The organism is Eikenella corrodens (genome assembly GCF_003990355.1).
Classification (GTDB): Bacteria; Pseudomonadota; Gammaproteobacteria; order Burkholderiales; family Neisseriaceae; genus Eikenella; species Eikenella corrodens_B.
The window spans coordinates 2,391,998-2,416,798 of sequence record NZ_CP034670.1 but is presented as its reverse complement, the minus strand read 5'-3'; the positions used below and the strand labels follow the sequence as shown (position 1 = coordinate 2,416,798).

The 24,801-nt window shown below is 56.3% G+C and carries 20 protein-coding genes and 2 tRNA genes; 6 read left to right on the top strand and 16 right to left on the bottom strand.

What is annotated here, in order from left to right:
* Nucleotides 1-24 precede the first annotated feature (24 nt).
* A complete protein-coding gene (recJ, locus tag ELB75_RS12215; protein ID WP_126984125.1) occupies nucleotides 25-1,722 on the bottom strand; it encodes a single-stranded-DNA-specific exonuclease RecJ in 1,698 nt (565 codons plus the stop codon).
* Between the two features lie 214 nt (nucleotides 1,723-1,936).
* On the opposite strand from recJ, the gene ELB75_RS12210 reads away from it, so the two are divergent.
* The 3 genes from ELB75_RS12210 (at nucleotide 1,937) to fumC (ending at nucleotide 3,754) form a co-directional block, all read left to right on the top strand.
* Nucleotides 1,937-2,012: transfer RNA gene (locus ELB75_RS12210), tRNA-Val, on the top strand.
* 11 nt (nucleotides 2,013-2,023) lie between these two features.
* Nucleotides 2,024-2,100: transfer RNA gene (locus tag ELB75_RS12205), tRNA-Asp, on the top strand.
* Nucleotides 2,101-2,359: 259 nt separating this feature from the next.
* Nucleotides 2,360-3,754: a class II fumarate hydratase gene (gene fumC / locus ELB75_RS12200; RefSeq protein WP_126984306.1), complete on the top strand. Its 1,395-nt coding sequence runs from the start codon at nucleotides 2,360-2,362 to the stop codon at nucleotides 3,752-3,754.
* A gap of 353 nt (nucleotides 3,755-4,107) precedes the next feature.
* Here the strand turns inward: fumC and ELB75_RS12195 are convergent, their stop codons facing one another.
* From ELB75_RS12195 to ELB75_RS12155, 9 genes are all read right to left on the bottom strand, one after another.
* Nucleotides 4,108-4,662: a hypothetical protein gene (locus tag ELB75_RS12195; protein WP_126984124.1), complete on the bottom strand. Its 555-nt coding sequence runs from the start codon at nucleotides 4,660-4,662 to the stop codon at nucleotides 4,108-4,110.
* A gap of 140 nt (nucleotides 4,663-4,802) precedes the next feature.
* Nucleotides 4,803-5,615, bottom strand: a complete 813-nt coding sequence (locus ELB75_RS12190; protein WP_126984123.1) for a symmetrical bis(5'-nucleosyl)-tetraphosphatase — start codon at nucleotides 5,613-5,615, stop codon at nucleotides 4,803-4,805.
* 96 nt (nucleotides 5,616-5,711) lie between these two features.
* On the bottom strand, nucleotides 5,712-6,098 hold the full coding sequence (locus ELB75_RS12185; RefSeq protein ID WP_126984122.1) for a RidA family protein: 387 nt from the start codon (nucleotides 6,096-6,098) through the stop codon (nucleotides 5,712-5,714).
* Nucleotides 6,099-6,371: 273 nt separating this feature from the next.
* The gene (locus ELB75_RS12180) at nucleotides 6,372-6,923 is read right to left on the bottom strand and encodes a DNA-3-methyladenine glycosylase I (protein ID WP_126984121.1); all 552 of its coding nucleotides are present in this window, start codon (nucleotides 6,921-6,923) and stop codon (nucleotides 6,372-6,374) included.
* A 4-nt stretch (nucleotides 6,924-6,927) separates the two neighbouring features.
* Entirely contained in the window at nucleotides 6,928-8,067 is a 1,140-nt protein-coding gene (locus ELB75_RS12175) for a DUF1294 domain-containing protein (protein ID WP_126984120.1), read from the bottom strand.
* A gap of 227 nt (nucleotides 8,068-8,294) precedes the next feature.
* Nucleotides 8,295-9,062 carry an HNH endonuclease gene (locus ELB75_RS12170; protein ID WP_126984119.1) on the bottom strand — a complete coding sequence of 256 codons (768 nt, stop codon included), beginning with the start codon at nucleotides 9,060-9,062 and terminating at the stop codon, nucleotides 8,295-8,297.
* Nucleotides 9,063-9,127: 65 nt separating this feature from the next.
* A complete protein-coding gene (mfd, locus tag ELB75_RS12165; RefSeq protein WP_126984118.1) occupies nucleotides 9,128-13,309 on the bottom strand; it encodes a transcription-repair coupling factor in 4,182 nt (1,393 codons plus the stop codon).
* A 333-nt stretch (nucleotides 13,310-13,642) separates the two neighbouring features.
* On the bottom strand, nucleotides 13,643-14,128 hold the full coding sequence (locus ELB75_RS12160; protein ID WP_023887707.1) for a YbaK/EbsC family protein: 486 nt from the start codon (nucleotides 14,126-14,128) through the stop codon (nucleotides 13,643-13,645).
* Nucleotides 14,129-14,334: 206 nt separating this feature from the next.
* Nucleotides 14,335-14,622 (bottom strand): hypothetical protein, encoded by a 288-nt coding sequence (locus ELB75_RS12155; protein ID WP_064089006.1) that lies wholly within the window; start codon nucleotides 14,620-14,622, stop codon nucleotides 14,335-14,337.
* A 360-nt stretch (nucleotides 14,623-14,982) separates the two neighbouring features.
* Here ELB75_RS12155 and ilvC point away from each other — a divergent pair, with 360 nt between their 5' ends.
* Nucleotides 14,983-15,996, top strand: a complete 1,014-nt coding sequence (gene ilvC, locus ELB75_RS12150) for a ketol-acid reductoisomerase (protein WP_126984117.1) — start codon at nucleotides 14,983-14,985, stop codon at nucleotides 15,994-15,996.
* A gap of 246 nt (nucleotides 15,997-16,242) precedes the next feature.
* Here ilvC and ELB75_RS12145 read toward each other — a convergent pair whose 3' ends face one another.
* The gene (locus tag ELB75_RS12145; RefSeq protein ID WP_126984116.1) at nucleotides 16,243-16,695 is read right to left on the bottom strand and encodes a hypothetical protein; all 453 of its coding nucleotides are present in this window, start codon (nucleotides 16,693-16,695) and stop codon (nucleotides 16,243-16,245) included.
* Between the two features lie 252 nt (nucleotides 16,696-16,947).
* Between ELB75_RS12145 and metF the strand changes: the two genes are divergently transcribed.
* Nucleotides 16,948-17,781, top strand: coding sequence for a methylenetetrahydrofolate reductase [NAD(P)H] (gene metF, locus ELB75_RS12140; RefSeq protein ID WP_126984115.1), 834 nt, complete (start codon nucleotides 16,948-16,950; stop codon nucleotides 17,779-17,781).
* Nucleotides 17,782-17,836: 55 nt separating this feature from the next.
* Here metF and glnE read toward each other — a convergent pair whose 3' ends face one another.
* The gene (glnE, locus tag ELB75_RS12135) at nucleotides 17,837-20,521 is read right to left on the bottom strand and encodes a bifunctional [glutamate--ammonia ligase]-adenylyl-L-tyrosine phosphorylase/[glutamate--ammonia-ligase] adenylyltransferase (RefSeq protein WP_126984114.1); all 2,685 of its coding nucleotides are present in this window, start codon (nucleotides 20,519-20,521) and stop codon (nucleotides 17,837-17,839) included.
* Nucleotides 20,522-20,680: 159 nt separating this feature from the next.
* Nucleotides 20,681-21,301 (bottom strand): L-threonylcarbamoyladenylate synthase, encoded by a 621-nt coding sequence (locus ELB75_RS12130; RefSeq protein ID WP_126984113.1) that lies wholly within the window; start codon nucleotides 21,299-21,301, stop codon nucleotides 20,681-20,683.
* A gap of 358 nt (nucleotides 21,302-21,659) precedes the next feature.
* Between ELB75_RS12130 and ELB75_RS12125 the strand changes: the two genes are divergently transcribed.
* Nucleotides 21,660-22,310 (top strand): hypothetical protein, encoded by a 651-nt coding sequence (locus ELB75_RS12125; protein ID WP_126984112.1) that lies wholly within the window; start codon nucleotides 21,660-21,662, stop codon nucleotides 22,308-22,310.
* 758 nt (nucleotides 22,311-23,068) lie between these two features.
* Here the strand turns inward: ELB75_RS12125 and rpsI are convergent.
* From rpsI to ELB75_RS12110, 3 genes are all read right to left on the bottom strand, one after another.
* Entirely contained in the window at nucleotides 23,069-23,461 is a 393-nt protein-coding gene (rpsI, locus tag ELB75_RS12120; protein WP_003822527.1) for a 30S ribosomal protein S9, read from the bottom strand.
* Between the two features lie 13 nt (nucleotides 23,462-23,474).
* Entirely contained in the window at nucleotides 23,475-23,903 is a 429-nt protein-coding gene (gene rplM / locus ELB75_RS12115) for a 50S ribosomal protein L13 (RefSeq protein WP_126984111.1), read from the bottom strand.
* Nucleotides 23,904-24,230: 327 nt separating this feature from the next.
* Entirely contained in the window at nucleotides 24,231-24,761 is a 531-nt protein-coding gene (locus tag ELB75_RS12110; RefSeq protein WP_126984110.1) for an alpha/beta hydrolase, read from the bottom strand.
* Between the last annotated feature and the right edge of the window lie 40 nt (nucleotides 24,762-24,801).

The following is a 24,801-nucleotide window of genomic DNA, read 5'->3' as shown; positions in this document are numbered from 1 at the left end:
GAGTTTTGGCTGTGTGGTGTGTATTTAGCCTATTTCCCAGTGGTCGATGTGCAGTTGTAATTCATATTGGTTGCGCCATTGGTTGGCAACGGGGCGGTATACCGTGTGGATTTTGGCCGGAAGCTCTTCGGTGCAGCGGAAAAACATGGCTTCTACAGTGTGTCCGCCACAATTTAGGCCGGCTTTTTTATGACCGTTGCCTACTACCCGCTGCCACAATACTTCAAATTGGTTGTAGAAACATGGGGGTTGAAAGCCTTGTCCCCATACCTGCTTGGACAGCGTTTCGGCAGTATGCAGGGAAATTTCTTCCGGGCTCAGGCTGCCGTCGGTGAGGAAGGTGCGGGTGAGTGCGTCTTGATCCAGCAGTTCGGTTAGTACGCTTTCGAAAGCTTGTTGGAAGTGGGGAAAATCCTGCTCACGAATGGTGAGGCCGGCAGCCATAGCGTGGCCGCCGAATTTTAGAATTAGCTCGGGATGGCGTTTGGATACCAAGTCGATGGCATCGCGCAGATGTAATGAGGGAATGGAACGGCCGGAGCCGCGCAGTTCGCCATTGTCTGTGGGGGCAAACACGATGGTGGGCCGATGGAAACGGTCTTTGAGCCGGCCGGCCACGATACCAACCACGCCTTGGTGCCAATCGGGATGGAAGGCGGTAATGCCCAGGCTGTTGCCAACGATAATTTGATCGGCCAGGGCAAGGGCTTCCTGCAGCATGTTTTGTTCGATTTCCTGCCGCGCACGGTTCAGTTCGTTTAGCTGTTCGGCCAGTTCGGCGGCGGTGGCCGGGTCTTCGGCCAACAGGCAGGCAATACCGATTTCCATGTTTTCCAAACGGCCGGCGGCATTGATGCGCGGGCCGATGGTAAAGCCCAAGTCAAACGGCTTGGCCTGCCGCATGTCGCGTTGGGCTACCTGAAAAAGCGCCTGAATGCCGGGTCGGGTTTTGCCAATCTGCATTCGTTTAAGCCCCTGGCTAACCAAGATTCGGTTGTTGTAGTCCAATGTCACTACATCGGCCACAGTGCCCAAAGCCACCAAGTCTAAAAGTTCGGCCAAATTGGGTTCAGGTAGCCTGTGCGGATTGAACCATTGCTGTGTGCGCAGCAGGGCGCGCAGAGCAGTTAATACATAGAAGATTACGCCTACGCCGGCCAGATTCTTGCTGGCAAAGGCGCATCCCGGTTGATTGGGGTTAACGATGATGCATTCAGGTAGCGTGTCGCCTGGCAAGTGATGGTCGGTGATGATCACGTCCATGCCCAATGCTTGGGCGCGGGCTACACCGGCAGTGCTGGAAATGCCGTTATCTACGGTCAAGAGTAGCTGAGTGCCTCGTTCGGCAGCCAGATCGGCCAGTTGCGGGGTGAGGCCGTAGCCGTGTTTGAAACGGTCCGGCACTAAAAACTCCACCCGCGCACCCATGCGGCGCAAGCCTAAAATACCTACAGCACAGGCTGTGGCGCCATCGGCATCGTAGTCGGCCACAATTAAAATTCGCTCTTGCTCCCGGATCGCGCGAGCCAGCCGTTCGGCGGCAGCATCAATATTTTTCAGCGATTGATAGGGCAGCAGGCTGGCTAAATGGTTATGCAGCTCGGCGGGGGAGCGGACGTTGCGGGCTGCAAACAAACGTGCCAGCAAGGGCGGGGTGCCGGCGGCCAGTAGGGCCTGTTCGGCTTCGGGGTCGGCTTGGCGGGTATGGATAACGGCGTTCATAAAGCCATAGTGCGTGGTAAAGTAAATTATTTATTATATCTCAAACTGGTGTGTCGAGAGTTTTCCGGCTGTTGAAAAGAGAAAATTAGAAAAGTTTTTTCACTTTTGTAACAGTGTGTTGATATTTTATCGTAAATTTTTTGCAAGATAATGCTTGCAATGGTGTGGAGAGTTTGGTTTAATGCGCATCTTCTAGTGCTGTGCACGAAAACATGGGTGATTAGCTCAGTTGGTAGAGCGTCTGCCTTACAAGCAGAATGTCGGCGGTTCGACTCCGTCATCACCCACCATTTTTTTGCGCGCGGTGGTAGCTCAGTTGGTTAGAGTACCGGCCTGTCACGCCGGTGGTCGCGGGTTCGAGTCCCGTCCACCGCGCCATTTATCATTCAAACCCCTCTGCTGAAAAGCAGAGGGGTTTTAGCATTTCTGGTTTTAATATTCCATGTATCACTGCCGTGAAAAGCCGCTTGGTTTTATGGTATATTCGCCGTGGCCGGATAATGGGTTGGATTGCTTTTTATAGTATTTTCAAATCAATATGATGCAAAGGCTGCCCGCTTGGTTGCGCTGCTATTTGGAAGCAGCTATAGCCAGTTGGTTTTAATTTAGACATTTAACAAACTTCAGGAGTTACATGATGGAATTTCGCATTGAAAAAGATACCATGGGAGAAGTAAAGGTGCCGGCCAACCGGTATTGGGGCGCGCAAACCGAGCGCTCGCGCAACAACTTCAAAATCGGCCCGGCTGCTTCCATGCCGCATGAAATCATTGAAGCCTTTGCCTATTTGAAAAAAGCTGCCGCTTTTGCCAATGCCGACTTGGGCGTGCTGCCTGCTGAGAAGCGCGATCTGATTGCCGCCGCCTGCGACGAAATTCTAGCACACAAGCTGGACGAGGAGTTTCCACTGGTGATTTGGCAAACTGGCTCCGGCACACAGTCCAACATGAATTTGAACGAAGTCATTTCCAACCACGCCCATGTGTTGGGCGGCGGCAAGTTGGGCGAGAAAAGCACCATCCATCCCAACGACGACGTAAACAAATCCCAGTCTTCCAACGACACTTATCCCACCGCCATGCACATTGCCGCCTATCAGAAAGTTGTGCGGCACACCCTGCCCGCCGTTAAGCGCCTGCAGAAGACCTTGGCTGCCAAAGCCGAGGCATTTGCCGACGTGGTGAAAATCGGCCGTACCCATCTGATGGATGCCACCCCGCTCACCCTCGGCCAAGAATTTTCCGCCTACGCCGCCCAGTTGGACTACGGCATCCGCGCCTTGGAAAACACCCTGCCGCATCTGGCAGGACTGGCACTCGGCGGCACTGCAGTCGGCACGGGCTTGAACACGCCCAAGGGGTATGACGTGAAAGTGGCCGAATACATTGCCAAATTCACCGGCCTGCCTTTCGTTACCGCACCGAACAAATTCGAAGCATTGGCCACGCACGACGCGATTGTGGAAACCCACGGCGCATTGAAGCAGTTGGCCGTGTCGCTTTACAAAATCGCCAACGACATCCGCCTTCTGGCCTCCGGCCCGCGTTCCGGCATCGGCGAAATTCTGATTCCCGAGAATGAGCCCGGCTCTTCCATTATGCCCGGCAAAGTGAACCCCACCCAATGCGAAGCCCTCACCATGGTGTGCGCCCAAGTGTTGGGCAACGATGTGACGATTTCCTTCTCCGGCACACAGGGCCAGTTCCAGCTTAATGTGTTCAAACCCGTGATGGCGGCGAATTTCCTGCAATCGGCGCAGCTTTTGGCTGATGCCTGCATCTCGTTTGACGAACATTGTGCAGCCGACATTGAACCTAACCTGCCGCGCATCAAACAACAGCTCGACAACTCCCTGATGCTGGTTACCGCGTTGAACACCAAAATCGGCTACGAAAACGCTGCCAAAATCGCCAAAGCCGCCCACAAAAACGACACCACCCTGCGCGAAGAAGCCGTGAAATCCGGCCTGCTCACCAGCGAGCAGTTTGACGAATGGGTGCGCCCTGCCGATATGGTGGGCAGCTTGAAATAAGGTTGGTGGGGAAGAAAGAAGCGCATATTGGAAACAGTATGCGCTTTATTTCGTTTGCCGTTTGCAAGGCAAGAAGGCTACCTGAAAAATATTGCTTGGTTTCAGGCAGCCTTTCCATGCGGTGCGGCGGTAGGTTGGATACCGGCATCCAACAAAACCTTCAACGCCCCCGCCGTTGGAATCCGTTGCCGCGATGCTTGAAATGTCGGATTCGAGAATCTGGCCTCTGGTTTTTCAGGTAGCCCGAAAAGGAGAAAGGCTACCTGAAAAATATTTGTTCGGCTTTCAGGTAGCCTTTCCCGTTACGCAAAAAAGCTGCCCATTCAGGCAGCTTTTCTGTTTTTTGTACCGGATTAGCGGCGGCGTTGCTGGCGGTTGCCGCGAGTCGGAGCGGCGGCTTGGCGGCTCACTTGGCAGTTTTCCAGAACGGTTGAGAGGTTTACCGGGTTGCCGGCATTATCCAAACTCTGTGCCTGCAGCAGGCCGATGGCGTTGGTGGCGGCCACATTGGCGGGGGTGGCTTTGCCGGTTACCCAAATCACGCCGTTGCCGTAGTAGCTGTTTTGTTGCTCGCCGAGCGAGTCGTTGAGCACGCGCCACAGGCCGGGGGAAACTTTATCGTTGATTTTCAGCTGCGCCACCACCAAGGTGCCGCTCTTGATGCCGTACATGGCGCCCACTTTTTGCTGCTGGCCGTTGCCTGCTTGGCAGGTGTAGTGTACTTCCACGGTTTTTTCGATGTTGTCCACCTGGGCTACCTGAATTTTGCCGATGGCAGCGGTGGCTTCATCGCTCTGTTGTGCCTGTTGCTGGGTTTGCGGCTGGTTGCCTTCAGGGGCTTTGCTGCTGGAGCAGGCGCTCAGTGCCAATACGGCGATGGCGGCGGGGATGACTAATTTGCTGTTCATTGGGAACTCCTTAAATTGGTTGGAAAACGCGCTGCGGCAAACTTTTTGGCCGGCACGAACAGGCGGCATTGTAACAAAAGCCCGCCCTGCTTGCCCGCCTGTTCATGTTAATAAACATCAAATCATGTGGCGACAAGGCCTTAGCCGAACTTTTTGGGCTGCTTGGAGGCTACCTGAAAAATCTGCTGCGTATCTAAATCCAGCGCGGTGAGTTCGCCGCCCCACAGCGCGCCGGTGTCGATGGCGGCCACGCTTTCGCCGCGATAGAGGCCGAGTGCCGACCAATGGCCGAATACGGTTTGATAACCAAGGGTTTGCCGCCCGGACGCGCGGAACCAAGGCATGAGGTCGGATGGCATTTCGGGCAGGGTGGCTTTGTAGTCGAAATCCATGCGGCCGTCGCAGTACAGGGCGCGCATGCGGGTGAACACGTTGGTGGCAAAGCGCAGGCGTTCGGTTTCGTTATCGGCGCGGTCGGTATCGGGCGTGTTGCCATACATATGGGTGAAAAACCAATAGGGGCGGCTTTGCAGGGCGGCGGCCACTTCGGCGGCGCGGCTTTGTGCTTCTTCGGCCGTCCATTGCGGCCAAATGCCGGCGTGCACGATCAGGTTGTTGCCGTGTTGCAGCATCAGGGGCTGGTGCAGCAGCCAATCGAGCAGCGCTTGGCGGTCGGGGGCGGCGAGGATGTCGCCCACGGTATCGCTGCGCTTGAGTTTGCCGTGGCCGTGGGCAATGGCTAAAAGATGTAGGTCGTGGTTGCCGAGCACGGTGCGGATGCTGCTTTCGTGCTGTTTGATGTAGCGCAGGCAGTCGAGGGATTGGGGGCCGCGGTTGACGAGGTCGCCCACCAGCCAGAGGGTGTCGTTGCCGTGGCTGAAGCCGATGCGGGCGAGCAGTTCTTGGAATTCGGCGAAACAGCCTTGCAGGTCGCCGATTGCGTAGTGTGCCATGATGTTTGTGTTAGGGGTTATTTATAGCGGGTTGGGTAAAACGAAAGGCTACCTGAAACGCAAGCTGCAACAGTTTTCAGGTAGCCTTCTATATGCTTAGGCGTTCAGTACCACCACGCCTTCCACTTCCACCAGCACGCCTTTGGGCAGGGCGGACACCTGCACGGCGGCGCGGGCGGGGAAGGGTTCGCGGCAGTATTCGCCCATGATTTGGTTGAAGGTGGCGAAATTGGAAAGGTCGGTGAGGTAGGCATTGAGTTTCACCACATCATCAAAGCTGCCACCAGCGGCTTCAATCACGGCTTTGAGGTTTTCAAACACTTGACGGGTCTGTTCGGCAAAGCCGCCTTCCACCACCTGCATAGTGGCGGGCACCAGCGGAATCTGGCCGCTCAAATAAATGGTGTTACCGGCGCGCACGGCTTGGGAATAAGCGCCGATGGCGGCGGGGGCGCGGTCGGTATGGATGATGGTTTTGGCCATGATGAAACTCCTTTGTGTCGGTTGTTGGAAAGAGGCCTGATTATATCGCCAACACAGGGGGCAAACCAAACCGCAGCCGCAGCGCATACAAAAGGCTACCTGAAATCTTATAGTGGATTAACAAAAATCAGGACAAGGCGGCGAGCCGCAGACAGTACACACGTTACGGCAAGGCGAGACAACGCTGTACTGTTTTTTGTTAATCCACTATAGCTTCACAGAAACTTGCAAAGCTAAATTTTCAGGTAGCCTTTCTCTTATTGCTAAACCGCATCAACCCCGCAACCATGGCGGATTAGCGGCAACAGCGCGCTCGGCGGCGGGGCAGTCTTCACTGTGCGCACCTTTCAGGTAGCCTGTGCTCACCAAAAATTCGCGCACGATTTCGGGGCCGGTGAATTTGAAGGTACGGCGGAACAGCTTCACCCAATCGGCCAACGGCTGCGGGTGGTGGCCGTCTAGCCAGTTTTTGAACGAACCGAATGCCTGTTGCAGCTGCAAGATTTGCTGCGCATTGTGGATAGCGGCATTGATTTTCAGACGGTTGCGGATCACTTTCGCGTCGGCCAGCAGGCGTTGGCGGTCGGCCTCGCCGAAGGCGGCCACGGCAGCGATGTTAAAGTCGGCGTAGGCAGTGCGCAGGCCGGCGGCGCGTTGCAAAATCAGCGTCCAGCTCAAGCCGGCTTGGTTGATTTCGAGCAGCAGGCGGCCGAAGAGTTCGTTGTCGTCTTCGATGGGGAAGCCGTAGAGACGGTCGTGATAATGCTTGTTGGGATCGAGGCTGTCGGCGGGCAGACCGTTGGCAAGGGCGCAGTAGCTGTTCATGCGGCTAGTTTTTCAAGAAGGCAAAAGCGGGCGAGCCGATAAAGTACACCAGCACAACATAAGTGCCCACGGCATTCAGCGCCACGCTAAACCAAAAAGCGCGCACAAAGCGGATATTGGCGGTGTGTTGCTGATAACGCATCTGCGCCAACAGGCCGCCGGGCCAGCCGCCGAGCATGGCCAACAGGTGCAGTACACCGTCGGGCACGCGGGTGCGGCCGCTTTGGGCGCTGCGCTTATCCGTGCGGTAGAGGATAAGCAACAGGCAGCTGGCCAGCAAATAGGCCGCAGCCAGCGGCAGGGAAATAAAGGACACCGCTGCAAGGAACAGCAAAATAAACGTGCCGCCGAGCAGGCTTTCGCTGAAACCGCCGCCCAAAATCGTGCCCGAAGAAGGGCTTTCACGGTCGGCCCAGCCCAACTCGTAGCCTTGCGGAATCACACGGGTGGCCACCCATTCGCCGCGCCGCCTCCCCAGCACGAAGCTCACCTGCTGGTGGTTGGCCGGGCTTTTATCGCGGAACACAAAGGCCGATTGCGGGAAAAACACCCGCGCTTTGATGGACTTAACCTTGATATAGCCCGATTTTTCCTCTTCGTTCCAGCGCACCACCTTGCCCACATAGGTTTCGCCATTTACCAATTTATCTTGCCGTTTGGCCTGCTTGCGCTCCTTATGCAGCGCCTCTTCTTCTTCCGGGCTGCGCCGCTGCAGGCTGGACGTGGCAGCATCTTCCGCGCTGTCGAGCAGCCAATAGCCGCTAACAGGGTGGCTCTGCAACACACCGCGCAACACATCGCCCGGCTCGGGGGAAAGGTCGGTGGCGGCAAAAAGGTCGCCCACCAAAAACACGCTCAACGGCGGCTCGTCGCCATTGTTTACCACATCGGCCACACCGGTGCGTTCTGCAGCATCCCACACCCGCACCGCAGCATCCACAATCCGCCCCTCGCGCCACTTGCGCCCCGGTTCGGCAGCATCCTCACCGCCAACAGCCGCCGCTTGCGCAGAAATTTCCGCCAACACGGCAGCCTGCGACTCAGCCACTACTGTGGCAAGGGTTTCAATCGCAGCAGGCTCAATCTCAACCCCATCGGGCAAAGCTTGCAGCGCAATTTCGGGCAATTCGTTTTCGGTGTTCATGGCGGGCGGAGAATAGGATTTGGAAAAAGAGAAAGGCTACCTGAAAAGCACCCGCCTGCCAAGCAGCAGGCGGGTGTGGAGGGAATTTGCAGGTAATCTGTTGCAAGTATCGGCAAGAGAGCGAAGATGCCTCATCAAAAAGGCTACCTGAAACGGAGATTTGCAGTTTCAGGTAGCCTTTTAGACGATCTTGCAGACGATGATGCTGGCCACGTTTACCACCTACGCTATGGTTTAAATACCTTATTTCGATGCCACTCAAAATATTTTTCGCTGTCAGGGTGGATTTCTAATACCACATCAAGAGAGATACCAAGTCGGAACAAGTTTTTTTCAGAAAGCCTTTTACTAATACGAATTTTGCCATCAGATTCAAACGTAATCAGCCCACTATCAAACAAGGCATCAATATTCGGAGCAAGCATCAAGCCGTTGTACTGGTCAAGCCGTTCGTTATCATCATTGCAGTCACACCAAGGTTTGATATGGCTGGCAATCAGCAATTCTGGCATATCTACACCGCTGATGGGGCATTGCGGATACCGTTTCAATACGCCGTTTCTGAATTCGCCTTGACCTCTGCGGGTGGTAATCAGGCGTTGGATTTCAGTTTTAGTTTCTTCAGTTGATGCAGATTCTAAGCGTTGGTTAAGCTCATCTAGATCATCTTCTAAGGATTGTTGAGAGGCTACCTGAAAAGTAGGAGTGTATTCTCCCATACATGTTTTGCATGGAGTTAGGGCTTTGCGGTGCTCCTGCCAAGAATAGGCTTCCAGTTCGGCAATAGAATTAGAACAGACCTTGTAATAGTTTTGAGTAGTGTAATTTATCGTTTTATCACTGCTAACGTGATGGCATTTGGCAGCATGAATCATTGGGTACAAATGGTAATGGCTAAGCGCAATATTTAATACATAACCATCAGGATTTGTTGCCAGCCACTTGAAATACTCCACATCATTGGGCTCATTCTTAAAAACTTTCAACACAGTCATACCATTTCCTTTTCGGTTTTACCTGTTGGACATCAATGCTAGACATACTACCCCCCTGTACCTTTTCAGCCAGCCTCTCCCCCTTTCGTTACCATCCCCATCTTCAACCTTCTCAACACACTCTTCACCGTCTTAATTCTCATCTCCACATCCTCCATCTGAGCCGTAAACTTCAATTTATCCGCCCCGGCCAGCCGGTAGTTTCTATCGCTCCGAATCAGCAGGATGATTTCTGTCGGGTCGATTTGGTGGTGTTTGCCGAAGGTAACGGTAACGGCTTCGCTGGTGGCGTCGATGGCGTCTATGCCCAATTCTTTTGCGGCGAGCCGCAGGTGGTGGCTTTCGATGAGGGTTTTGACGGGTTGTTCGGGCAGGCCGAAGCGGTCGACGAGTTCTTCGTGTATGGCGTTGATTTGCTGCACGGTTTCGCAGACGGCGAGGCGTTTGTAGAGGACGAGCCGTTCGTGGATGTCGGGGCAGTAGCTTTCGGGCAGCAGGGCGGGGCTGTGCAGTTTGATTTCGGTGGTGATGCCCAATGGTGCGTCGAGGTCGGGCTGGCGGCCTTTTTTGAGGTCGCGCACGGCTTGTTTGAGCATTTCGGTGTAGAGCGTGAAGCCGACCTGTATCATTTCGCCGGACTGACCTTCGCCGAGGATTTCGCCTGCGCCGCGGATTTCCAGATCCTGCATGGCGAGGGTGAAACCTGCGCCGAGTTCGTCTGCCGCCGCGATGGCGTCGAGGCGTTTTTCTGCGTCTTTGGTGATGTATTCGGACGTGAGCAGGTAGGCGTAGGCTTGGTGGTGGCTGCGGCCGACGCGACCGCGAAGCTGGTGCAGTTGCGCCAGCCCGAATTTGTCGGCGCGGTTGATGATGATGGTGTTGGCGTTGGGGATGTCGATGCCGGTTTCGATGATGGTGGAACAGAGCAATACATTGAATCTTTGCTGCAAAAAGTCGCGCATGACTTGCTCCAGCTCGCGCTCGCGCAGTTGTCCGTGCGCCACGCCGATGCGGGCTTCGGGCAGCAGGGTTTCCAGCCGCTCGCGCATATTCTCAATCGTATCTACTTCATTGTGCAGGAAAAATACCTGCCCGCCGCGTTTGAGTTCGCGCAATACGGCTTCGCGCACGCTGCCTTCGCTGAACGGTTTGACAAAGGTTTTGACGGCGAGGCGGCGGCTGGGCGCAGTGGTAATCAGCGAGAAGTCGCGCAGGCCTTCGAGCGCCATGCTGAGGGTGCGCGGAATCGGCGTGGCGGTCATGGTGAGGATATCGACATTGGCACGCAGGCGTTTGAGCTGCTCTTTCTGGCGCACGCCAAAGCGGTGTTCTTCATCAATAATCACTAAGCCTAAGTTTTTGAATTTTATGTCGTCCTGAACCAATTTGTGCGTACCGATAACGATATCGACCGTGCCGTCCGCCATGCCTTCCAGCGCGGCTTTGGTGGCTTTGCTGTTGTTGAAACGCGAAAGGCTGGCGACTTTCACGGGGAAATCGGCGAAGCGGTCGGCGAAGTTTTGCGCGTGCTGCTCGACCAGAAGCGTGGTCGGGGCGAGTACGGCGACCTGTTTGCCGCCCATCACCGCCACAAACGCGGCGCGCAGGGCGACTTCGGTTTTGCCGAAGCCGACATCACCGCACACGAGGCGGTCCATCGGCTTCGCCTGTGTCAAATCTTTAATCACGGCGGCGATGGCGGCGGCCTGGTCTTTGGTTTCCTCGTAGCCGAAGCCGTCGGCAAACGCCTGATAGTCCAACTCGTTGATTTCAAACTTGTGTCCCGATTGGGCGGCGCGTTGGGCGTAGAGATTGAGCAACTCGGCGGCGGTGTCGCGCGCTTTTTCGGCAGCTTTGCGCTTCGCTTTGTTCCACGCGCCGCTGCCAAGCTTGTGCAGGGCGACGTTTTCATGCGCCTGGCCGGAGTAGCGGCTGATTAAATGCAGTTGCGAAACAGGGATATAGAGCTGCGCCTCGTTGGCGTATTCGAGTTGCAGCATTTCATCTTCGCCCATCAGCACCAGCCCGCGATACCGCCCGATGCCGTGTTCTTCGTGCACCACGGGATCACCGATGCTGATTTCCGCCAAATCGCGCAGGCTACCGTCCGACACGGCGGTGTGTTTCTTGCGGCGGCTGTGGACGCGCGAACGGGCAACGTATTGATACAGCTCGGATTCGGTAATGACGGCAAGGTGCAGGCTGCTTTCGGCGGAAATTTCGTTTGGGAAGGCGGGCGTTTTGCCCTCTCCCCAGCCCTCCCCCACGGGGGAGGGGGCGGGTTGCTGCCCGATTGAAGGGTGCAGGCTGCTTTCGGCGTTGGGGCTACCTGAAAGTTTATCCGCACCGTTTTCAGGTAGCCTTTCGGTGTGCAGGCTGCTTTCTGTTTTAGCTTCGCAGAAACCCGTTGCACCCGTTTTCAGGTAGCCTGAAGCCTTTGAGGTTTCAGCACTTTGTCCCCTCTCCTGCGGGAGAGGATTAGGGAGAGGGCTTGCTGCGGCGGCAGAAATTTCGGTTTGGGGCGCGGACGTGTTGCCCTCTCCCCAGCCCTCCCTCACGGGGGAGGGGGCAGATTGCTGCCCGATTGAAGGGTGCAGGCTGCTTTGTGCGTTGAGGCTGCCTGAAAACTCAGGTGCGGTGTTTTCAGGCTGCCTTTCGGCACGATTAAGCAGTACCAATTCAGCAGCTTGGCTTCCGCTTTCATAATGCACATGCAGAGGACGGGAATCACCTGATACGGCAAACTCGGCCAACACGCCATGCCTCGGTGTGTAGGCAAGGGTTTCGTCTAACCGGTAGGCAGACGAACCCTGCCCGAACACCAGCACAATCCGTCCTTCCCTGTTACCGACACGCACCCGATCGCCAAGCCTTATCTGGCTGCCATCAGCATAGCGGATGGTGTTTTCAGGCTGCCTTTCGTCTGCATTGAGGCTACCTGAAAATCCGTCCGCAGCCTTTTCAGGCTGCCCGCCCAATTGGAAGCCTTCTGCCAAGGGCGTAACCGTGATGCACAGCGGCGCGTTGTCATCTAAAAACGCCTGCCAACCGGCTACAGGTTTGGGTTTCAGGCCGTGCTGGGCGAAGAAGCCGAGCATGGTTTCGCGCCGGCCGGCGCTTTCGGCGCACAGTAAAATACGGCCGCCAAAGGCTGCCTGAAAATCTTGCAACGCAGCCAGCGGCTGTTCGGATTGGCGGTTTACCGCCACATCGGGCAAAGCGTGGGGCGAGGCGGCGGAAAGATCGGGCCAGATTTGCGGATAGGCTTTCAGGCTACCTGAAAATCGGTCGGCAGCAAGATACAAATGCTGCGGGTGCAGAGGCGGATAGCTTGGGTCGCCCTGCGCCAGCGCGTAACGCGATTTAATTTCGCCTTCGAAGCGCACGGCTTCGGCGTGCACATCGCCCACGCATACGGCCAGAGCGTTTTCGCCGATGTAGTCGAACAGGCTGGCGCAGCCGTCTTCAAAAAACAGCGGCAGATAATATTCCACGCCCGCGCCGAACTGTCCCTTGCCCACGGCTTGGTACACGGTCGCCTCGTTCGGATTGCTTGGAATTTCCTCGCGGAAACGGTTGCGGAAGATTTTTTGCGCGTCGGCATCGGTGGGAAACTCGTGCGCGGGCAGCAGACGGATTTCGGACACGGGCGCGAGTGTGCGCTGCGTATCCGGGTCGAAGGTTTTGATGCTGTCGATTTCATTGTCAAATAAATCAATGCGATAGGGGAAATCCGCGCCCATGGGGAACAGGTCCACAATCCCGCCGCGCACAGCAAATTCGCCCGCCGCCACCACGTTGGACACGGCGGCATAACCCGCTTCCACCAGGTTTTCGCGCAGCCTGTCCAAATCCAGCATCTGTCCCGTTTTCAGCCAAAACGTGCGCCCCATCAGGAAAGACGGCGGCGCAAGCCGCTGCATGGCGGTGGACACGGGCGCGAACAGCACGTCCGCCGCGCCGTTTTTAAGCTGCCACAGCACGGAAAGCCGCTCGGACACCAAATCCTGATGCGGCGAGAAGCGCTCGTAAGGCAGCGTTTCCCAATCGGGCAGGAACAGCGCGTTGTCCTGCGGGCGGAAGAATTGCCACGCGGTTTGCAGGCGCAGCGCGGTTTCGGCATCGGGCGTGAGCACGAGCTTGAGCGGTTTTTCCGGCAGGGCGGAGGTAAGGAAATAAGGCAGGCTGCCGGCGGAAAGCTGCGGCCAGCGGGACTTTTGTGCGGGTTTGGGCAGAGGAAGATTCATAGTGTACCGACATAAGGGGCGCGGCAGCCTGAAGCAAGTTCGGGCTGCCGAGTGTTTATCGTTATCCAAATAGAAACAATATGGCATTGGCTCACTGCACGGCCTGGTTTCTATTTTGAGCAACTGTTGTTTGGATTGATGAAAAAACGGATTTTAGCAGATTAAGGCTACCTGAAACTTTAGTTTCGTAGCAATTCACACCACTTATTCTCACTGCGTTGCAGCTTGCGTTTTAGCTTCGCAGAAACTTAGCCTTGGCTACGCCAAGACATCGTTTTAACTTCGTTGAAGCTAGCACTTTCAGGTAGTCTTTATATACCGCGCCCAAGGCGGCTAATCCACCGCCACTTCCACCGGTTGTGCATTCAGCGCGGCGAGCGCGGGGGCGGGGGCAACGGTTACAAACAGGCCGCGGCCGCCGCCGTTGATATACATCAGCGGCAAATCCCAGATGCTGCGCTCGGCATACACCGGCAGTGCGGTGCGGCAGCCGAAGGGGCTGGTGCCGCCCACAAAATAGCCCGTCCATTTATGCGCCTGATCGTGCGCGGCCAGCTCCACGTGTTTCATGCCGAGCTGGCGGGCGAGGTTGCGGGTGGAGATTTGGCGGTCGCCGTGCATCAGCACAATCAGGCCTTTTTTGTGTTCGTTAATCAACACGATGGTTTTGACGATTTGGTGTTCGTCGATGCCGAGGCACTCGGCGGAATGCGCCGTGCCGCCGTGCTCTTCATAGGGATACTGCATGGCGGTGTGCTCGATTTTGTGCGCGCGCAGAAAACGGATTGCGGGGGTAACGGGATGGTGGGGTTTACTCATGAAAGGCTACCTGAAAGTGCTAGCTTCAACGAAGTTAAAACGATGTCTTGGCGTAGCCAAGGCTAAGTTTCTGCGAAGCTAAGGTGCAAGCTGCAACGCATTGACGAATAAATGAAGCGGCAACAAAATTAAAATGGAAAATAGCTATGGCGTATGAATCAAATGGTTTCAGGTAGCCTGCCGTTTGCCGTGAGGCTACCTGAAAATTATTTGGCAAACGGCAGCCAGCGCCGCGCCAGCACATACATCACCACCCCGCCCACGGCGAACAGGGCAAACACGATGCCCTTTTTGCGCGCGTTCGGGCACAGCCAATACACGGCCAGGCTGAAGCTGAAAAACAGCAGCGACACCACCCACACCAGCTGTTTGTCTTTAAAGCGGTTGAGGGTGTAGCTTTCGGTAAGCATCACATACAGCTGCCAGAATCCGGCAAAGCAAATGCACAGCACGCCGGCGGGCAGGAAAATCAGGCCGAGGTCTTGATGGGTCATGGTGTGGGTTCTTTGAAAAATTGGCGCAGGCAGCATTATAAGGCTACCTGAAAACGGAGCGAAGCGGAGTTTCTGCGAAGCTAAAACGGAGCGGAACGAAGTCTTAACAGCTTACAATAAGACAATATGTCTAAAATTAACCCTGTTTTGCCCGTAAAACAGCCAATTCTAAATTTCTTGTCTAAAAAAGCTGCCAAATTGTCAAAATTCGGGTAGTATTGCCACCCGATACGACAGCGCCTCCCACCCTATTCCCGCTATGCCCGCCCGCCGGCAGCGGCCACAAGCCCGCCAGCCCGCCGCACCGCATACCGGCCGCGCCGTCCGCCCCGTTTAACCGAATCCAAAAAAGGAATCCACATGCAAGTTTACTACGATAAAGACGCCGACCTCTCCCTGATCAAAGGCAAAACCGTAGCCATCATCGGCTACGGTTCGCAAGGCCATGCCCATGCCGCCAACCTGAAAGACTCCGGCGTAAACGTGATTGTCGGCCTGCGCCAAGGCGGCTCCTGGAACAAAGCCCAAGCTGCCGGTTTCGACGTGCGCAGCGTGGCCGATGCCACCAAAGCCGCCGATTTGGTGATGATCCTGCTGCCGGATGAAAACCAGCCCGCCGTATACCGTGCTGAAATCGAGCCCAACCTCAAGCAGGGCGCCGTATTGGCCTTTGCCCACGGCTTCAACGTGCACTACAACCAAATCGTGCCGCGCGCCGACTTGGACGTGGTGATGGTTGCCCCCAAAGGCCCCGGCCACACCGTGCGCAGCGAATTCCTCAAAGGCGGCGGCGTGCCCTCGCTGATTGCCGTGTATCAGGATAAAAGCGGCAAAGCCCGCGACATCGCTCTCTCCTACGCTGCAGCCAACGGCGGCACCAAAGGCGGCGTCATCGAAACCAACTTCCGCGAAGAAACCGAAACCGACCTGTTCGGCGAACAGGCCGTATTGTGCGGCGGCGTGGTGGAACTGATCAAAACTGGTTTCGAAACCCTGGTGGAAGCCGGCTACGCGCCCGAAATGGCCTACTTCGAATGCCTGCACGAAATGAAGCTCATCGTGGATTTGATCTACGAAGGCGGCATCGCCAACATGAACTACTCCATTTCCAACAACGCGGAATACGGCGAATACGTTACCGGCGTAGAAGTGATTAACGAAAAATCGCGCGAAGCCATGCGCCACGCGCTCAAACGCATCCAAACCGGCGAATACGCCAAAATGTTCATCCTCGAAGGCGCCACCAACTATCCGAGCATGACCGCCCGCCGCCGCCTCACCGCCGACCACCAGATTGAAAAAGTCGGCGCGCAACTGCGCAGCATGATGCCTTGGATCGCCAAAAACAAATTGGTAGACCAGAGCAAAAACTAATCATCAGCAAGCAGTTGCCTAAAAACAGGCTACCTGAAAACACAGCTTCACGCCGCCCAGCGGGTTTCGGCGAAGCTGGAATTTCAGGTAGCCTTCTTATTCGCTGCCATGCCGTTAAACCCAGTGGGCAGGGCAGGCCTCCATTTCCTGCGTATCGGCCGTTTGCCCAAAAGAACGGGCTACCTGAAAACGCCGTGCGGCGGATTTCAGGTAGCCCGTTTTGCCGTTGCCTATAGCGGGGCACGGTTAGCGGGCGAAGATGTCGCGGTTGCCCACGAATACCTGGCTGCTGTATTTGCAGCCGGATGCGGTTTTGCAGCCGGGAATGGTTACGCTTAAGGTGTAGCGGCCGGTGCGGGCGGGGCGCACGCTGAACATGGGGGCGTCGTCGGATTCGGTGTCGGATTCGACTTCACTGCCATCTGCCGATTTGAGGGTGAGGTCGATGTTGTCGCAGTTGTATTCGCAGGCGGCGAAGAAAGTGTAGTATTTTCCGGCGGTGAGCTGGACCTGGTGGGTTTTGGTTTCACCTGTTTTGGCGCTGCCTTGGAACAGGTTGGTTTGGCGGGCGCTCGGATCTCTCTCCTTTACAACTCGTTTGTGAAGCTCCTGAGCTGCAGGCAGATATGAACCGGCGGGGGCGGCCAGGACGGGAGCGGCCAGCAGGGCGGCGAGGCCGAGGATAACGGATTTTTTCATGTGTTTCCTTCTACTAAATTATGTTAAACGGACGGGCATTGTAGCAAACCCAGGGCGGCTGTTCTACTGCCGGATAACGAAGCGGCTACCTGAAAAGCCGCCCCATTCCGGATAATTGGTTTCAGGTAGCCCACCATTCATTATGAATCCCATTCATTCTCCCGCGCCGATTTTTCAGCCAGCCGCCCTTGCCTAAACCCCCGCTGCCCGCTACCGTATCGCCTTTCTTCCGAATTTATTTTCCCCACCATCATGCAACACAATACCCTCAGCTTCGAATTTTTCCCCACCCGCACGCCCGAAGGCCGCGAAAAACAGAAAATCACCCGCAAACAACTCTCCCAATACCAGCCCGAATTTTTCTCCTGCACCTCCGGTGCAGGCGGCACCACCCGTGAAGGCACCATGCAAACCATCCGCGACATCCTTGCCGAAGGCATGGCCGCCGCCCCGCACATCCCCTGCGTAGGCCTGGATGCCGGTGAGCTCACCGAGCTCTTGCAGGAGTACAAAGACTTAGGCATCCGCCATGTGCTCGCCCTGCGCGGCGACATCCCCTCCGGCATGGGCTTGGGCGCCACCGGCCTGCACCACGCCAACGAGCTGGTGGAGCTCATCCGCCACCGATTCGGCGACTGGTTCCACATCGAAGTGGCTGCCTACCCCGAATACCATCCGCAATCGCGCAGCGCCGAAGACGACATCCAAAGCTTTGTGCGCAAAGTGAAAGCCGGTGCCGATTCCGCCATCACCCAGTTTTTCTTCAATGCCGATGCCTACTTCCGCTTCCTCGACGACGTGCGCGGGCGCGGTGTGGAAATCCCCATCGTGCCTGGCATCATGCCGATTGCCAACTTCTCCAAGCTGGCCCGCTTTGCCGATATGTGCGGCGCCGAAATTCCGCGCTGGCTTCGGCTGAAGCTGCAATCCTATGCCGACGACACCGCCTCCATCAAAGCCTTGGGGCTGGACGTGGTAACCGAAATGTGCGGCCGCCTCCTGCGCCACGGCGCTCCCGGCCTGCATTTCTACACCCTCAACCAGGCCGGATTGTCTTCCACCATCTGCCAACGCTTGGGCTACTAGGCCTTTCAAGCAGGAAATTAAGACTACCTGAAACTTTCAGGTAGCCTTTTTCGTTTTAGCGGATTTCTTCGCCGAACACTTCGCGCCACAGTGCGGCCACTTGTTCGTAGTGTTCGCGCAGGGTGTCGTCCACTTGCACCGCGCCCGCGCCGTGCAGCTGCTGGCGGTGTTGCACTTGGCGGTAGTGGCGGTAGGCGGCGGCGGTGCGTGCGGCGGCATCTTGGCTGAGCAGGCCGCGGCGGGCGGCCATATTGAGCAGGGCGATGTTGCCGTAGTTTTCCAACAGCTCGGGATACTGCCGGGCATGGAGCAGCACGAAGAATTGCACGATGAATTCCACGTCCACCACACCGCCGCGGGCGTATTTCACGTTGTCTTCGTGGGCGGGGTGGGTGGGCAGCATTTTGCTGCGCATTTGGGCGATTTCCTGCCGCAGCGGGTTTTCTTCGCGCGGCAGGCTGAGGATTTGGCGGCGGATGATTTCAAATTTGCGCCCCACTTCGGGGCTGCCGACCACGAAACGGGCCCTGCTGAGGGCTTGGTGCTCCCAAATCCAGGCATTTTCGTGCTGATATTTGGCGAAGGCTTCGAGGCTGTGGGCTTGGAAGCCGCTGTCGCCGTTGGGGCGCAGGCGCAGGTCGGTTTGGTAGAGGCTGCCCGCGCCGGTGTTGCCGGAGAGCCAGGTGGTGAGGCGGCGGGCGTATTTGCTGTAGATGTCGGCGGCTTCGGGCGCGCTGTCGTCATACAGATACACCAAATCCAAATCGGAGCCGTAGGCCAGCTCTTTGCCGCCGAGCTTGCCGTAGCCGATGATGGCGAAGCGGGGGATGGGGCGGTGGGTTTTGGGCATGGCCTGCCACACTTGCCACATGGTGTGTTCGAGCAGGATGTCGGCCAAGTAGGAGAGCTGGTCGCTCAGGGCTTCGAGCGGCCAGCAACCGGCCAAATCCTGCACGGCCAGGCGGAAGGTTTGTGCGTGTTTGAAGCGGCGCAGCACGTCCATTTTGGCTTCGGGGTCGCCTGCGGCCTGGAGGCTACCTGAAAGCGCGCCGATAAATTGCGGCCAGTTGGGGTGTTCCATTAATTGGGCGGACAATAATTCGTCCAGCAGCACGGGGTGTTGCTGCAAATATTCGGCCAGCCAGGGGCTTTGCGCCATGAGTTCGGCCACTTGGGCGAGCGCGGCAGGGTATTCCTGCAAAAAGGAGAGGTAGGCGGAGCGGCGGCTGATGCTGTCGAGAAAGTCGAGCAGGCGCGGCAGGGCGGCTTCGGGGCGGCTGCTTTCGGCGGCGGCGGCCACCCCGCGCGGCAGCACGGCGTCGAAACGCTGCTGGGCGCGGGCCGACAAATGCCGGTAGCGGCTGCTGCTGCGGATGTGCGCCAGCCGCTCGGCGGCTTCGGCTGCGTTGGCAAAGCCCAATTCGGCCAGCTGCACCGCCCATTCGGCTGCTGCGGCATCGTCTTGCCACAGCCCGGCCAGCGGCTGTTCGGCTTCGCTGTCGTTCTCTTCGGGGCTGCTTAAGGTTTGGTTGAACTGGGCGCTTACCTGGGCGCGTTGTGCGTTGAGGCTACCTGAAAATTCTTCGTAATCGGCAAAACCCATGCTTTCGGCCAACAGCTGCTGCTGTTCGGGGTTTTCAGGTAGCGTTTGGGTTTGTTGGTCATCCCAGTATTGCAGGCGGTGTTCGAGGCGGCGCAGGAAGCGGTAGACTTCGAGCAGCCGGGCGGCGGCTTCGGGCGCGAGGATGCCGGCTTCGGCCAGCGCGGCCAGCGTTTCCTGCGTGCCTTTGAGCTGGAGGCTGCGGTTTTGCCCGCCGCGAATCATCTGGAACACCTGAGCGATAAATTCCACCTCGCGGATGCCGCCCGCGCCGAGCTTGATGTTGCCGGCCATGCCTTTTTTGCTCACTTCGCTGCGGATTTGGCGGTGCAGCCCGCGCAGGGCTTCGTAGGCACCGTAGTCCAGATATTTGCGGAACACGAAAGGCTGCACCACGCTGCGGATGCCGTTGGCGTGCGGCGTGACCACGCGGCCTTTGCACCAGGCATAACGCTCCCACTCGCGCCCCTGCGCCACCAAATATTGCTCCAGCGCAGTTTCGCTCAACACCAGCGCGCCGCTGTCGCCGTCGGGGCGCAGGCGCATATCGATGCGGAACACTTGGCCGTCGGCGGTGATGTCGTTCAACAGCGCAATCAGCTTCTGCCCCACCTTGGTGAAAAACTCCTGATTGCTGCGGCTGCGCCGCCCGTCGGTTTCGCCCGATTCGGGATAGACGAAAATCAAATCCAAATCAGACGACACGTTTAATTCAAACCCGCCCGCCTTGCCCATGGCCACCACGCTCAAATGCTGCGCCGCACCGCTATAGCGGCCGATGGGCGTGCCGTAGAGCGCGGTGTAGTGCGCTTCGGCAAAAGCGAGCGCGGTGTTCACCGCAAAATCGGCCAGATGCGTGATGGAAGCCGTTACCTCCGAAAGCTCAGCCGCGCCGCACAAATCGCGCACCATAATCTGCGCCAGCACATAACGGCGCAACAGCCGCAACTGCCGCGCCAGCTCGGCTTCATCCGCCGCTGCCGCGATGTCTGCCCACGGCGCGAAGGCCGCCAAATCCTGCGGCTGCAAAGGCTGCGCGAGCATGGGCTGCAAACGTGCAACATCGATTTGCCCGCCATCCAGCTGGCGCGACAGCCAAGGGGAAAAACGGCGGGCATGAGCAATCATATCGGCAGGCATGGGGATTCCTTGTGTACAGAGGGTGGTATCACGGATAAAAATGGCAATGCTGCGGCCTTGGTATCGTTTCTGTTTTAATCCGCTATATGAATCAAACGGGCAGATTATAGGCTACCTGAAACTTTCAGGTAGCCTGATCAGCTTGCAGGCAGTTTGGCGTTACAACCCGAACACCGCAGTATCGCCCGCGCCTTGGCGGATAAGCTCGGTGCCGTCGGTCATGTCGATTACCGTGGTCGGCTCGGTGCCGCACCAGCCGCCGTCGATGATTAAATCCACGGCGTGTTCGAGCAGGTTGCGGATTTCGTAAGGGTCGGTTTGCGGCTCGGTTTCTCCGGGCAGCATCAGGGTGCAGGAGAGCATGGGCTCGCCCAGCTCGGCCAAAAGGGCGAGGGCGATTTGGTTGTCGGGTACGCGCAGGCCGATGGTTTTGCGTTTGGGGTGCAGCGTGCGGTTGGGCACTTCTTTGGTGGCGGGCAGGATAAAGGTATAGGCGCCGGGGGTGGCGGCCTTGAGCTGGCGGAATTGGCTGTTGTCCACTTTGGCATAAGTGCCCAGCTCGCTCAAGTCGGCGCACATCAGAGTGAGGTGGTGTTTCAAATCGATTTTGCGGATGGCCAAGATGCGCTCCATGGCTTCTTTGTTGCCCATCTGGCAGCCGAGCGCGTAGCAGGAGTCGGTGGGATACACGATCACGCCGCCCTGGCGCACGATTTCGGCGGCTTGTTTCACCAGCCGCTCTTGGGGGTTTTCGGGGTGGATGGCGAAGAATTGTGCCATGGCTATCTCCTGCTGGAAAAGTGAATATTTTAAGCCTTTATGCCATGCCTTGTCCTGAATTAAATGGAATTCACGCCGCTTAAAGCCCGTTGTGCTTTTCAGGTAGCCTGTTTACCTGTTTAAACCTAAGCCAACAACCTGTGTGCCTGCTGCTTGATATAATGCCGTATCGGTTCATATAGTGGATTAATTCACTATCGCCAACCTGCTTAACTTTCTCCACCGCGTTGGTTCGCCTTACCGCACCGGCTGTACTGTCTGCCGTCGCCGCCTCGGCAAGAAACCCTATTAGCTTGTTGTATAAAGGCATCCGATGGTGTATGGGGAATTAAACGCTTTAGCAATACACACCAAGTTTATGTTTGAAAAATTAGCCCATATTGTTCTACCCGGCTTTTTACTGCTGGCTTTCGGCATCAGCGCCGCCACCGAAACGCCCGCCACCCGAAGCGAAACCGCTCCGGCCGAAATTTCCTACCTCTGCCAGCTGGCCGACGGGCGCAGCGTGCGCACTGCCCTGCCGCAAGGCCGTTGCCGCCCCGTGGCCAAATCTTTGGCCGATAAAGAAGCCGATTCATCTAAGCAGGCCGCTGCAACTCCCGCAGTTGCCGCCTCCGGGCCGGCTCGGCAACCGGCCGACAAAGCCGATGCCGACAGCAGCGAATTGCCTGATGTGTGGCAAGAAGCCGTAGCTGCCGCCAGCGATGTGGAAATCAGCAAACCCGTGCCCATCCGCGTTACCCTGCGCCGCCAGCCCGAACCGGAACGCCGCAGCATTCCTGTCGTGCGTCCTGCGCCGGTGATTGCTGCCGCCAAACCGCTCACGCCCAAGGAAATCATCACCCGCGACATCCGCCGGGAAGAGCGCGCCTTAGCGCAGGCCGAACGCGAGCTGGCCACCGCCCGCCGCAACAATCAGTCTGATCGCGCCGGCAACCTGCAAGTGCAAATCGCCGACCGCCGCTCCGGCTTGCAGTCGCTGCGCCAAGAGTTGCGCCGACATCAATAGGCTGTGTTACAGCGGACATATTGAAAGGCTGCCTGAAAGGTTTCAGGTAGCCTTTAAATTTGGAAAATCATCGCGCTGCTTACACCTTCTGTCGCAGACAGCTTTCGTTTTTATAGTGAATTCACAAAAACCAGTACAGCGTTGTCTCGCCTTGCCGTAACGTGTGTACTGTCTGCGGCTCGCTGCCTTGTCCTGATTTAAACTTAATCCACTATACTTAAACAAACTTTAGGTATCGATAGCCAGCGTATAAAAGAATGGATACATCAATCCTCATATGATCTGAAATGGGAACCGAAGCCCGCCATAAAAATACTCCAACTCTCATGCACTGCTATAGGAAATTGCCGTATTGTTTGCAATTTTTCCACATCGGACAGTTTTTGTTCTTTCTCAAATGCTTCTTAGGCAGCTGCCCGTCATGATCAAGGACAGAGCGGGTTCCTCGTATCTATTGGCATTCTTGATCATGCCGAATAGCTGGCCAATCAGGTTTTCAAGCAAAAGCCGGGGAAGTGTAAACAACGCTGTTAATTTTCACATGCAGGGCAATTTTCCCGGTTCTATCGGTATTTGTCACGATACCAACCAGCAGCTAAATCAGGCCTCCAAACAAAAGCCGGAAGTGTAAATTAAATAATGCTGTTGCTTTCCACAGAAAGGCTACCTGAAACTTTTCAGATAGCCTTAGATGTTTGCATATGCATATAAATAAAGAAGAGAGCCGGAAACCACGGCTCTCTTGTAATACCAAACGATTAACGTTTGGAGAACTGTTTGGCACGACGTGCTTTGCGCAGACCGAATTTCTTACGCTCCACTTCACGGGCATCGCGGGTAACGAAGCCGGCTTGAGAGAGGGCAGACTTCAAACCTGCATCATAGTCGATCAGGGCACGGGTAATACCGTGACGGATGGCGCCGGATTGGCCGGTTTCACCACCGCCGCACACGTTTACCATAATATCGAATGCTTCAGCATTTTCGGTCAGAACCAAAGGCTGGCGCACCACCATGCGGCTGGTTTCGCGGGCAAAAAATTCGTCAACGGGGCGGCCGTTTACCACGATCTGACCGGAACCCTTTTGCAGGAACACGCGGGCTACAGAACTTTTGCGACGGCCGGTGCCGTAGTAGTATTTACCGTTCATAAAAATGGTGTCCTTAAATTTCCAATGCTTTGGGTTGTTGGGCGGCATGCTGATGTTCGCTACCGGCGTACACTTTCAGCTTGCGGATCATGGCGTAGCCCAAAGGGCCTTTGGGCAACATGCCTTTAACAGCTTGCTCCAGGGCGCGGCCGGGGAATTTATCTTGCATTTCACGGAAAGTGCGTTGGTAGATACCGCCGGGGAAACCGGAGTGACGATAGTAGATTTTGCCTTCGTTTTTATCACCGGTAACACGCAGTTTGTCGGCATTAACTACAATGATGTAGTCGCCGGTATCTACGTGCGGGGTGTATTCGGGCTTGTGTTTGCCACGCAAGCGACGGGCGACTTCGGCAGCCACGCGACCCAGAACTTTATCTTGGGCATCAATGACATACCATTCGCGCTTCACCTCGTGCGGCTTGGCTGAGAAGGTTTTCATAGCAGGAAAATCCAAATTAATATAAGAAAGCTTTAATTTTAAAGATTAAGCGGTTTACTGTCAATGTTTATCCTGAGCGGGAACAGAATTTATGGCGCAATCCCTATACATTGTTGCAGTAAGGCAAGATAGGGAGGAAAGCCGTATATTTAGATAAGCTGCCAATTGTTGCTACCGCTTGACATTGTTCGGCCGGGTGTTAGTGGATAAAAAACATATATTTTAGATGATTATACTTATTCCATGCCGATTTAATTGACGCATGTGAGACGCAACAAAACGTGTAGAGGCTACCTGAAAACCGTCTTGCCCGTAGCGCCAAGGATATTAGCTATCCCACAACATTTCCTGCATCAGCCGCATGCCCCATTGCCAGCCGCCCAAGCGCTGGTTGAGATGGCCGGGCTGCGGTGCGCGCAGCAGCCTGGCTTGCCACCTGGCGGCGGTATCGCTTGCCCATTTGGCCGGGCACAACGGATTTTCATCTTGCCCAATCACCAAGGCGGCTTTACAGTTGGTACGGGCACGTTGTAGCGTGTGCCATTCGTCATCCATACAGGCAGATCGCAGAGGGGAAACCAAAATCATGCCGCGGATGCGTTGCTGGCCGCGCATACTATTTTGGAACTGCCAAGCCATCACAGCCGGTACGCCTGCGCCGTGTGCCACAATCATGGCCTGGCCGGGAATAAGCCGCCACGCTGTGTTGATTTTACTTTGCCATTGGGCAATGCCTTCGTCGGCAGCGCAGGCTACCTGTTGCACCAGCGGATAACTGCGTGCCCAGATATCTATCCACATTTCCGGCTCGGCAGCGTCACGCACGAGGAGCAGGGTAAGGTCTTGAGCGGCAGACATAGGCGGTAGGGTGGAGTAGGGGAAGTCGCCATTGTAATGT